A 12,420-nucleotide genomic window follows, 5' to 3' on the forward strand; every position below is an offset into this window, starting at 1 on the left:
CGGCATGGCCATCGAATCCATTAATCCCGCCACCGGCAAGCTGTTGCGCAGCTTCGACCCGCTCACCGACGAAGCCGCGCGCCAGAAGATCGCTCTCGCCGCCGACTCCTTTCGCACCTACTCTCTCGTGCCGCTCGAACACCGCGCCCTGTGGATGCGCAAGCTCGCGTCGATCCTCGAACACGAGATCGACGACCTCTCCATCCTCATCACCCAGGAGATGGGCAAGCCCCTTGAGGCAGCTCGCTTCGAGATCCTCAAATGCGCCGACGCCTGCCGCTACTACGCCGAACACGCTGCCCGCATCCTCGCACCCGAGTCCATCCCCACCGAAGACAACTACAGCTACGTGCGGTGGGATCCAATCGGCATCGTGCTGGCCGTCATGCCGTGGAACTTCCCCTTCTGGCAGGTCTTCCGCTTCCTCGCACCGGCGCTCATGGCCGGCAACGTCGCTCTCCTTAAGCACGCCAACAACGTCCCGCAGTGCGCTCTCGCCATTGAATCCCTCGTTCGCCGCGCAGGCTTTCCCCGCGGCACCTTCCAAAGCCTCCTCCTCGAAATCCATCAAGTAGAAACAGTCCTGGGCGACGAGCGCGTAGCCGCCGTCACCGTCACCGGCAGCGAGACGGCAGGCCGAGCCATCGGTGCGCAGGCTGGCTGGCTCATCAAAAAATCCGTCCTTGAACTCGGCGGCAGCGACCCCTTCATCGTCATGCCCTCCGCCGATCTCGACGCCGCCATCGAAACCGCAGTCCGCGCCCGCTGCGTCAACTCCGGACAATCCTGCATCGCGGCAAAACGCTTCATCGTCGCCGACGAGATCTATGACGTCTTCGAATCGCGCTTCGTCGCAGGCATGGAAGCCATGCGCGTAGGCGACCCCATGAAGGACGGCACCGACATCGGCCCGCTCGCCACCGTCCGCGCCGTCGACCTGCTCGAACAACAAGTGCAAGCCGCCACCCGCGCCGGAGCGCGCATCCTCACCGGCGGCGAACGCATGCTCGGTACCGGCAACTACTTCGAGCCCACCGTCCTCACCGGCGTCCCACGCACCTCCGCCGTCTATCGCGAAGAGCTCTTCGGCCCCGTAGCCATGCTCTTCCGCGTCGAGAACATCAACGAGGCCATCGAGATCGCGAACGACACCCCCTTCGGCCTCAGCGCCTCCGCCTGGACGCGCGACCCCGCCGAACAACAACGCTTCATCTCCGAGCTGCAATGCGGCGGCGTCTTCCTCAACGCCATGGTCGCCAGCGATCCCCGCCTGCCCTTCGGCGGCATCAAGCGCTCCGGCTACGGCCGCGAACTCTCCGCCGCAGGCATGCGCGAGTTCCTCAATGCAAAAACCGTCGTCATCTCCTCCGCGACGACCCCCAACGAACCCGCCACCAAGCCATACCTCGTCTCCACCGCCGACCCCTCCCCCACCCGCTAGCCTGTATCAGCCCCGAGCGAATTGTAGGCATCCTTTGTCCTAACAAGATCGAACGGCTAGTCCTAAGCAAGATCGAACACCAAAGCCCCGAATAAGGTGGCCAAGCCGCGTATTAGGCCCTCGCTGTCATCCTGCCGAAGAGCTGGCCACGCCAGTATTAGCCTTTGCTGTCATCCTGAGCGCAGCGAAGGATCCCGACGAACTCCGCCACGCCCAAACCGCTCGTCCCTTTCAAGCCACGCCTTTCAAGCCGTTGTCTGTTCTTAATCACCCTCTAGCAAGATGCGGCTCCATCCGGAAGCAATTAGTCTCTTGTGAAATTTAAATTCGGAACACTGACGCCTTCCCCTCTCCCAACACGAGACACCCGTTTTCGGCTAAGCTTCTGTGTCGTCAAGAAGCGTTCTCCGTTCGTCGCGAAGCCCTCGTCGACCAGACACACTTTTTACCCAAGAGGATCACCATGCCCGATCTCAAGTACTCCAGCGGCTTCGGAAATGAGTTTGCCACCGAGGCCCACCCCGGCGCACTCCCCGTCGGTCAGAACGCCCCACAAAAGGCCCCGCTCGGCCTCTACACCGAGCAGCTAAGCGGCAGCCCCTTCACCGCGCCCCGCCTGCTCAACCGTCGCACCTGGACCTACCGGATCCGCCCTTCCGTCATGCACAAACCCTACGAGCGGATCGCCAACGGCATGGTTCGCGCCACTCCATTCAACGAAATCGAAACCACACCCAACCAACTCCGCTGGGACCCGCTTCCACTACCAACGACGCCAGTCGACTTTGTAGACGGCCTCACCACCCTCGCCGGCAACGGCGACCTCACCATGCACTCCGGCGTCGCCATCCACATCTACGCCGCAACCAAGAGCATGACCGACCGCTTCTTCTACACCGCCGACGGCGAGCTTCTCTTCGTCCCCCAACTCGGCCGCCTCATGCTCCACACCGAACTAGGCATCCTCGACCTTACCCCAGGCGAAGTAGCTCTCATCCCACGCGGCATCAAGTTCCGCGTAGAGCTTCTCGACCAACAAGCCCGCGGCTATCTCCTCGAAAACTACGGCGCCAGCTTCCGCCTTCCAGAGCTCGGCGCAATCGGCGCCAACGGCCTCGCCAACAGCCGAGACTTCCTCACCCCGCACGCAGCCTACGACGACCGCGACAACGCCACCTTCCAGGTAGTCGCAAAGTTCCAGGGAAATCTCTGGGCCTGCGACTTCGACCACTCCCCGCTCGACGTCGTCGCCTGGCACGGCAACTACGCCCCCTGCAAGTATGACCTCGCCCGCTTCAACTGCATCAACTCCGTCAGCTTCGACCACCCCGACCCTTCCATCTACACCGTCCTCACCTCGCCCAGCGAGATTCCCGGCACCGCCAACGTAGACTTCGCCATCTTCCCTCCACGCTGGATCGTCGCCGAGCACACCTTCCGTCCGCCATGGTTCCACCGCAACTTCATGAACGAGTTCATGGGTCTCGTCACAGGCGAATACGACGCCAAAGCCGAAGGCTTCGTCCCCGGCGGAGCCAGCCTGCACAACTGCATGAGCGGCCACGGCCCCGACGCCGAGACCTTCGACCGCGCCAGCAAAGCCGACCTCAAGCCCGTCAAACTCGAAGGCACTCTAGCCTTCATGTTCGAAACTCGCTTCGTCTGCCGCCCTACCAAGTTCGCGATGGACACCGCCGCCCGTCAACACGAGTACTACACCTGCTGGCAGACCCTGAAGAAAAACTTCAAACCGTAGCACTCATGCAAGCCGCAAGCAACACCCAGTCTCTGGCCAAGGGGAGGACCATTGGTGTTCGGTCAAACGAGACAAGGTATACAAGTCACGAAGTGACCGCCCCACGCGCAGTGGGCCAGTCCGGCAGGACGTCTCTTCCGTGCCCCCTAAAAATTAAACGTAGCCTGCAACGTGATCCGACGCGAAGCCGTAGCCGAGCTGAACGGCCCAGCCGCCAGCGTAGTGAACTGACCAAACCGAGGCGAACTCAAACTACTCGTAGGCGTGCCGTAGGGAATGACGTTGAACAAGTTGAATGCCTGCGCGCCCAGGGTAAACGTATACCGATGACCCGAACTCGCGCCCTGTGGCCCGAACCCTCCACGAACACCACCCGGCCCACCGGCACGAGCACCACCAAGTCCTCCGGGACCACCACCAGGGCCGCTACTCGCTCCCGCCGCCGCAGTAGCTCCGCGAGTTCGCTCCCCAAATCCAAACGTCCGCGAAGCGCGAAGATTGAACGTAAAGTTCGACGGACCATCGCAGTAGTTGATCGGCACCGGCGTCAGGCTGCCGGTCTGCGTGGAGCTGAAGTCACGCGAAATCCTGCAGCGCCCACTATCTCCACTCTCGAAAAACGGCCGTTGGTTGTAGATCGAGGAGCCCGTAGGATCGAGACCGGTCGTCAGGTTATACGGCGTTCCCGACTGCACAATAATGAACGGACTCGCAGAGAAGCTATACGGAAGCTGCCAGCTCCCCCCGACAACCGCAAAGCTCGCATGCGTAAACGACGCACGCCCATAGTCCACCTTCGTGTCCGTATTGCTGGTCGGAAAGAATCCCGCCCCCGAGGTATTGGCATCGGCAAGATTCAACGAATAAAACCCGAACAACGTCAGCTTCTTCAACCGCGCATTTCCATTGATCAATAGCTGATTTTCTTTATAGACACCGCCCGACTGAAACTGCTGATCGAAGCCCGTATCGACAATGAAGTTTCTGCTCAGATACTGATGATCGCCACGCGCATAAAGGTAGTTCACCGACATTGTGGCCGCGCGCCCGAGCTGCTGATCGACCCCAACCGCCTCCTGCATCGTGTACGAGCTGCGTATCCCGTCGCCGAGTCCGTAAGTTGTAATTTTGTTCGCGACCGCCGTGCCACAGTTACCAGGATTATCCGGCGTGCACACAGCCCCGGGATTAAGGACCGTCGAGGTCACCTGATTGAAGCCATTCTCCTGCAGCGTAGTCAGATAGTTCGCCAGCGTAAATCGATCGTAAAAGATCCCGTACCCGCCTCGCACCACCGTAACCGGCGATTTATTGCCCGCTCGGGGAATCCCGTAGGCGAACGATATACGCGGCGCAAAATCACGCCCACTATTGATAACGTTCTGCGCCTCCAACCGAAGCCCATAGGTAATCGTCAGGTTTCCCCTGGGCTTCCAGTCATCCTCCGCATAAAACCCAACATCGGTCAGGCGTCCCGCCACCTGCTGCTTATTGATCGCCGTCTCCGCATACTGCCCTGGCAGCCCACACTGGTACGACGAAATCCCTCCATTCAGTGTGTCGCAGGGCTTCGTCGCCGCCGGATTACAACTGCTCGGCCGCTTGATACTAGGATTCGAATCGAAACAAGGATCCAGCAGATAAGAGTAAGTAAAAGTCCCATTCGATCCCGCATTCGACGAGAGCGACTCGTTGGTCGTGCGTAACCTCCCGCCAAAACGAATGAAGTTCTTCGCCAGCGCAATCGAACTGTAGTTCTGCAACTCAAGGTGAGTGCTGGTGCTCCTCTGCGTCCCTTGGCTCGATCCGCCCGACGTAAAGATTCCCTGCACCGACAGCGTCGGCGTCGTGCTCAGCGGATCCTGCGTCGAGTAGTCACGCTGATACTCAAACCGCGTCTCGTTGATCACCCGAGGACTCAAAATCTGCGTATCGCTGATCTGAACCGTATTCTCCGTAGTCTCCGTGTTGTAGCCCGCCGTCGGAAGATTCGTATTCCCAATGCCGTTGTTCTGCTGACCATTCACGTTGTACTGGTACCGCACCGTCAGCGTGTTCTTCTCTCCCAGCGCAAGGTCCACGCGCGGGCTCACATCGCTCCGCGTCTGCGGATGCGACACAGCGCGCGCCGACTCCGGATAAGAAGAAAAATAAGAGCAGCTTGAAATCGTTGCAACACCCGGATCGCACGGCGTCGTCGCATCCGCCGAAGTCGCATAGTAGCCGCTGGGATTGACGATATTGTTGTCCTGGATCGTCCGATGCGACCCGCCCACCGTAAATGACGCGATGCGGTTGATCGGCCCGCTCACGCTCCCCAGAATAAAGATCGTGTGGTACGGAGGCTGCGTGTTCGACGGCCCCAGGAAAGGGTTCGAAGTATTGAAGGCATTATCCCCGCCCTGCACACTCAGGCTGCCGTGATACTTGTCCGTCCCCGGCTTGGTAAAAACCTCGACACGCCCATAGCCAAGCTTGTCGTACTGGGCCGAAAACGGATTCTGATTGATCCGAATCTCGCGGATCGAAGACTTTGGAGGAAGCTGTCCGCCGGTAAATCCATCCACATAAATCTGCCCGCCGTTCGGTCCCGCAGCAGGCCCTGCCAGCGCGGTCAACTCCGAAGACAACTCATCCGGGTCATCCGATAGCGCATCCAGGTCCTTCCCCTTGATAACAGTGCTACTGGCATTACTGTCGGAGTCCACGCTCACCTGCGCACCCTGCGAGTTGACGTTCACCTCTTGCTTCTGCTCCTGGATTGCCATCTTCGCATCCAGCGCCAGATTTTGCCCCGCCGCAAGCCTCACCCCCAGCTTCACGTACGATGCGAATCCCGACATCGTCACCGTCAGGGAATAAGTTCCCGCACCAACATTCCGCAACACATAACTTCCATCGCTCTGCGACTGCGTAATCAAAGCCTTGCCGGCGGCCGGAGTAAGCGTCACCGTCGCCCCGGGGATCACAGCACTCTCAGGATCCGCTACCACCCCGTGCACGATTGCGCCCGTCTGCTGGGCACTCGACACCACCGGCATCCATGCAACAAAAAAAAGCAAAACAAACTTCAACCCTGCGCGGAATGACATTCCTTCTCCTAAAAAGTTTTCCATCGTTGCAGTTCGCGATCGAGCTACTGCGCGCTGCCATCAGAGCCGCCGAGACTCCAGGGAGAAAGCGTCAACGCCGGACCACTGCTAGGTGTTGCCGCCAGAATCGGCTCTACCCCCGAGAGCAAAGTCACGCACGTCACCTGACTGACGGCCGAATCCGGCTGCGACGCGACAATCATCACTGCATCTCCCACCTTAAGATCGGCAACACTCTGACTCGGCAGCCGGCTCACCAGTTGCGAGAGATCCGTTCCTGCAGAGTGGCCCGTACCGCCCGTCCGTTCCCCGCCACCGGCAGCCTGTCCTGCACCCTGCGCCGGAGCCTGCGAGTCGCCGCCCCCGCCACTTGCCCCGCCCTTTGCACGAGCCGCAAATCGTGCCGCAGCCTCAGGCGGCAACGCCTTTAAGCTGGAGTTGTCTGTAATCTTCACCGACACCGTCTTCTTGGTCGCCAGGTCCTTCAGCGTCAGTGTTCCGCCAGCCGCATCGATCGTTGCGATCAGACCAGCGAGATTCCTGAATGAGCCGCTCACCACCTCCTCCGCTTGAATCGACGACCCATCATCGGACGTCGTCCCGCGCACACGAAGCTGATCCCCCACCTGTATCTGTGCCAGCGTCCCCGGCTTCGCATCTTCAAACTTCACCGAGTCGCCCGCATATCGCCGAAACTTCGTCGCACTCGACGTCGTCACCGTCAGCTTCTTCGCGCCAACCGACAACACTGCCGAGCCGGCCCCGGCATCCACCGCGCTCACAATCCCGCCCATCCCCCGCTTCTGCCAATCGCCCTGCTCCGCCTCGTGCTTCTGCGCAATGTCCGACGACTTCATCAGGATCACACGCGATGCCGTAAGCCCCGCGCCGCCGTCACCAGCCTTGCCACTCACCAGCACCCGGTCCCCCGCCGCAATGTCGGCCAACGCAATCGTCTGCGCCGTCTTCAAATCCGTGCTGCCGGGCGCCAGTTGCAGAATGCGAGCCCCATCGGCCACACTCACGACAACCTCCTGCCCCGCATCCGTAGTGAGCGTCAGGCTGTTCCCTGCCGTCGCCTTCACCGTACCAATCTGCCGCACAGCTGCGGACGTCGCAGCCGGATTCTGCGCTAAAGCACAGAGGTCTCCGACAGACAATGCGGCGATCGAAACGATCAATCCGGCACCCAATACAACTGCCCGGAAAACCCCAGATTCTCTTAACATGGTTCTCTTCCTCAAGTGAAATACCGCCGCATCCTCGTCGGTCGCCTGGGATTTACTCCTCCAGGTCGCCATCCACTAAGGAAGACGAGATAGCAGCGCAAAAGTTTCCTGGGAAAAGCCTGTCTTGAAGAAGGCGGAACCCGAGCAAACCGGCTCCGACCCACTGCTCCATGCTAAACGCTTTACGGTCCCCTGCCCATCAGAACCATCGCCCGTCAGTCTCTCACAACACCACTCAACTTGCGATGGCCACGCTCATGGCGAAGACTTTACCGGAAGGAACCGGTTCGATCTCAGCATCGAAGGCGTCAAGCTCAAGGAGTGTTACCGGATCGTCTCACTCGAAAGGATCGCCACGCTCTCCGCAGGCAACTCCACAGAACCACCCTTGACCACAACCTCATCCTTCGAAGCTAGCAACAAGGCAGCCTTCTTTACAAAAGGAAGCTCCACCGTCGCCGATCCGAGATTGCACATCACCGTCACCACCCCACGCTCGAACATCAGCCAGCGCCGCTTCTCATCGAAGGTCACCTTCACGTGTCCCACCGCACCATCGTTCAACGCCACAGACCCGCGCCGCAACTGAATCAGTCTGCGGTACCAATCCAACATCTCTCCATGGCGCCCCTGATGAACCTCCGCCCAATTCAACTTCGATCGCAGAAACGTCTCAACATCTTCCGGATCGGGAATGTCCTCGGGGTCCCATCCAAACGCCGCAAACTCGTCTCGACGCCCGTTCTTTACCGACTTCGCCATCTCCGGATCCTCATGGTCCGCGAAGTATTGAAACGGAGTCGACGCGGCATACTCCTCGCCCTGAAAGACCATCGGAACAAATGGAGCCGTCATTACAATCGCAGCCGCCACCCTCGCGCGGTCGAACCCAACCGTCTGGTCTAACCTGTCGCCAACCGCACGATTGCCAACCTGATCGTGATTCTGGATATATCCCAAAAAATGATGCGGCGACAGCTCATCCGCCGGGCGCCCATGCGATCGCCTCCGATACTCCGAGTAGCTTCCGTCCTGCACAAAGTTTTTCGCCAGGGACTTTGCCAGCTTCTCCAACGAGCCGAAGTCCGAGTAGTAACCCTTCTCCGTTCCTTCGTTCGTCAGCACCGCAAACAGCGCATGATGAAAGTCATCGCTCCACTGCGCATCCATCCCATACCCGCCCTCCCTCGCAGGAGTAACAACTCGGGGATCGTTCAGGTCACTCTCCGCGATCAACACCAGCCGCCGTCCCACCTTCGCAGACAAAGTCTTCACCTCAGACGACAGCTGCTCCATAAAATGTATCGCCGACCGGTCGACATACTCATGCACCGCGTCCAGGCGAAGTCCATCGATGTGATAATCCCTCATCCACATCAGCGCGTTGTCGCAGAAAAACCTCCGTACCTCGTCGCTTCCCTCGCCTTCAAAGTTGATCGCGCCTCCCCACGGAGTGTGATGTCTCTCCGTGATGTAAGGTCCATACTTGCCCGAGTAGTTCCCCACCGGTCCGAAGTGGTTATAAACCACGTCCAGCAACACCGCGAGCTCCCGCGCATGGCAGGCATCCACCAGCCGCTTCAACCCATCCGGCCCACCATACTGTTCGGTCACCGCAAACAGCGCAGCCCCGTCATACCCCCACCCCTGCCCACCCGGAAACGCAGCCACCGGCATCAACTCCACATGCGTAATGCCAAGCTCCACCAAATATCCAAGCTTCTCTATCGCCGAATCGAAGGTCCCCTGCGGTGTAAACGTTCCCACATGCAACTCATAGATCACTGCATGCGCAAGCGCAGCCGCACTCCAGCCTCTGTCACTCCACTTGAAAGCCCTCTGGTCATACACCCGCGACAGTCCATGCACTCCATCCGGCTGCCACTCCGATCTCGGATCAGGCCACGCCTTCGGATCATCTCCAATCACAAACCCATAGTCCGTACCCACTCCCGCCTGCTCCACGGAAGCACTCCACCATCCGCGCCCGTCAGGCCCGCTCATCGGATAAGTAACATCGCCGATCTTCACGCCCATCTTCGACGCACTCGGCGCCCAAACCGTAAACTCATGCATCAGCGGTCTCCCCCAACCTCTTCGCGCGCCAGTAGCGCCACCGGAAAATCCTTCAACAGCCCCTTGACTTCGACCTCGCCACCCTCAACGATCGCTCCCGTCAAACGATTCCTCCATCGTCCCTCCGGCAGTGTCACCACTGTGTCCTTCCACGCTCCGTCAAGCTTCACCGTGAGCCTTGGCGCCACCGTCACCACATCCTCACCTCGCAGATACGCAATCACGTGGTCATGCTTCGCTCCATCCACCATCAACGGAACATAGTCCGCCTCTGCACCAAACGACTTCGGCCTCTCACGTCTCAGTTGAAGCGCCTTATGGATGGTCCACATCTTCGGCAGCCCTTCCTCAGCTCTTGCCATCACCTGCGCCGCCGCATCACCGCCGTTCATCGGCTTCAAGTCATATAGCAACCGCTGCCGCAGTGCATAGTCCACCGGCCGACGATTATCCGGATCCACAAGACTCAAATCCCAGATCTCCGTTCCCTGGTACAGATCCGGCACACCCGGAGCGGTGTACTTCAACAGCGTCTGCGCCAGCGAATTCACACGCCCCGCCTCCAGAATCCTCTCCACAAACTGCTGTAGCTCTCGCTGAAACGGCGCATAGCTATACGTAAATTCAATGAACAGACTCAGTGCATCTTCAAATTCTTTATTGTTCGCCACCCAGGTCGTCTGTTGCTTCGCCTCGCGCATCGCCTTCAACATATAAGCCTGAGCGCGATCCATCGGCAGCGGCCACGCCCCAATCAAAGTCTGGTAGAAAAAGTACTCCGTATTACGATCCGGCAACGGATCCACCCCAGGCTTGCGCGCGCGAAACGCATTGTTCATCCGCGACCAGCGCTGTATCGCCGCACCAAACTTTCCCGGTATCTCCGACAACACCGCCAACCGCGCCCTCACGTCATCGCTGCGTTTCGTGTCGTGGGTCGACAGCGTCGTCATCGTGCAAGGATGCGTCTCCTGCATCTTCCCGCAATACGAATGAAACTCCTCAACGCTCAATCCATTTCGCCCCGGATCGCTCCCCACCTCATTCATTCCCGTCAACCGATTGAAGCAATAAAACGCCGTATCCTCCACGCCCTTCGCCATCACCGGTCCGGTGAACTGCTGGAACCTCAACAAAAACTCGCTTTCCAGCTTCCCCTTCACCTCCATCGTCAACACGTCCCGAAGAAAGTCGAAGAGCCCTCCATCGATATCCTGCCGCTTCTCCTTCGCGCACTCCGCAGCCTGCGTAATGTACTCGCGATCTTCCTCGGTAATCTCCTCACGCTCCGGCACCACGTACGTCCGATAGATCGAAAAGCACGCCGCGACCTCGCGAATCGCGCGCCTCACCTCGGCCCTCGTGTAGTCGCGCCGATCACGATTCGCCTCGCATATCTCCACGAAGATCGACGTCAGCCGATTCACATCGCTCCCCAGTGCCTCCTGCGACACGTTGATCTTCTTCTCATGCGCAATGGCGTGAAAGTCCGTAGGCTGCTCCGTAAAATCCGCATAGACCGAGCTCAACTCCATCATGCCCTCGGGCGCCACCAGCACTCCCGAAACAACATTCAAAAAGTCGTACCCGCTCGTCCCCTCAATCGGCCAATCCTCGCGTAGAAACTCGCCGGGCTCAAGAATCTTCTCTCCGATCACCCACGCATCCGGAGCGCGTTCGCGCAGCCGTTTGAAGTACTCCTTCGGATCACGCAGCCCATCCGGATGATCCACCCGCACGCCATCCAGAACTCCCCGCTTCAACCAATCCAACACGAGCGCATGCGTCTCCTCGAACACATATTCGCGCTCCACTCGCAGACCAATCAGCGTGTTCACATCAAAAAATCGCCGATAGCTCAGCTGCTGGTCCGCAGTCTTCCAGTAAGCCAATCGGTAGTTCTGCTGATTCAAAAAATCATCCACTGCGTCTAGGTTCTCATTCAGGTCCGCCATCGCCCGGTCCATCGCATCGAAGATCTCCGGCTCCTCCGCGCACAACCGCTCCAGCAGAGTAAACAACACCACCTTGTCGCGATGGCGAGCCAGAATCGTTCGCCGATCCACATACTCCGGCGCCGGCAAACGGCCGAACGAAGCCGCAAGAAAACTCAACGTATCCGACTTCGCATACTCCGCCGCTCGAGACAGAATCACCGGCAGCGACTGCGGCGACACCGGCAGCGACTGCCCCGAACACTCCACCTGAAACTTGATGCCGCGCCGCACCACCTTGATCCCGCCCGCCTGCAACACCCTCCCGTACTGGTCCCCAAGGATCGGCACCAGCACCTTGTCGCGAAGCCGCTCCTCCTGCGGCTGCCAGTCGATATCGAAGAACGAAGCATACCGGCTCGACGTGCCGTTTTCGAGCACATCCCACCAGAAGCGGTTCTCCTTGCCGAGCGACATATGATTCGGCACGATGTCCAGCACCTGCCCCAACCCCGCCTCACCCAGCCTCTTGCAGAACCGTTCATGCGCCGCCGCGCCACCCAGCTCTTCATTTACCTTCTGATGGTCGACCACGTCATATCCATGCATACTCCCCGGCGCAGCCTGAAGATAAGGAGAGCTGTAAACATGCGAAATCCCAAGCTCATGCAAATAGTCGGCGATCTTCGCCGCATCGTCGAAGGTAAAGTCTTTATGCAGTTGCAGTCTGTAGGTAGAACCTGGAATTCGTAGCATCATCAACCAATCGAAAGTAGCGTTCAGGAAACAAGGCAGTAAAAATCACGCAGAAATCCCGCACAAAAAAATCCAGGTAATCGGTTAGAGACTCAGAAGCTCTCGTTGGTTGCATTTGGAGATAACCGTGGAGACC

The 12,420-nt window shown here is 59.2% G+C and carries 6 protein-coding genes; 2 read left to right on the top strand and 4 right to left on the bottom strand.

What is annotated here, in order from left to right:
* Positions 1–4: 4 nt before the first annotated feature.
* Positions 5–1,441, top strand: a complete 1,437-nt coding sequence (locus RBB81_RS20775; protein WP_353071947.1) for an NAD-dependent succinate-semialdehyde dehydrogenase — start codon at positions 5–7, stop codon at positions 1,439–1,441.
* 463 nt (positions 1,442–1,904) lie between these two features.
* On the top strand, positions 1,905–3,197 hold the full coding sequence (gene hmgA, locus RBB81_RS20780; RefSeq protein ID WP_353071948.1) for a homogentisate 1,2-dioxygenase: 1,293 nt from the start codon (positions 1,905–1,907) through the stop codon (positions 3,195–3,197).
* A 146-nt stretch (positions 3,198–3,343) separates the two neighbouring features.
* Here the strand turns inward: hmgA and RBB81_RS20785 are convergent, their stop codons facing one another.
* The 4 genes from RBB81_RS20785 to treY all read right to left on the bottom strand — a co-directional run bounded on the left by RBB81_RS20785 (position 3,344) and on the right by treY (position 12,287).
* Positions 3,344–6,289 (bottom strand): TonB-dependent receptor, encoded by a 2,946-nt coding sequence (locus RBB81_RS20785; protein WP_353071949.1) that lies wholly within the window; start codon positions 6,287–6,289, stop codon positions 3,344–3,346.
* Between the two features lie 44 nt (positions 6,290–6,333).
* Positions 6,334–7,518 (bottom strand): DUF5666 domain-containing protein, encoded by a 1,185-nt coding sequence (locus RBB81_RS20790; protein WP_353071950.1) that lies wholly within the window; start codon positions 7,516–7,518, stop codon positions 6,334–6,336.
* Positions 7,519–7,842: 324 nt separating this feature from the next.
* Positions 7,843–9,594 (bottom strand): malto-oligosyltrehalose trehalohydrolase, encoded by a 1,752-nt coding sequence (gene treZ / locus RBB81_RS20795; protein ID WP_353071951.1) that lies wholly within the window; start codon positions 9,592–9,594, stop codon positions 7,843–7,845.
* The gene (gene treY / locus RBB81_RS20800) at positions 9,594–12,287 is read right to left on the bottom strand and encodes a malto-oligosyltrehalose synthase (RefSeq protein WP_353071952.1); all 2,694 of its coding nucleotides are present in this window, start codon (positions 12,285–12,287) and stop codon (positions 9,594–9,596) included. The genes treZ and treY overlap by 1 nt, the downstream gene beginning before the upstream one ends.
* Positions 12,288–12,420 lie beyond the last annotated feature (133 nt).

Source organism: Tunturibacter gelidoferens (assembly GCF_040358255.1).
GTDB classification, from domain to species: Bacteria; Acidobacteriota; Terriglobia; order Terriglobales; family Acidobacteriaceae; genus Edaphobacter; species Edaphobacter gelidiferens.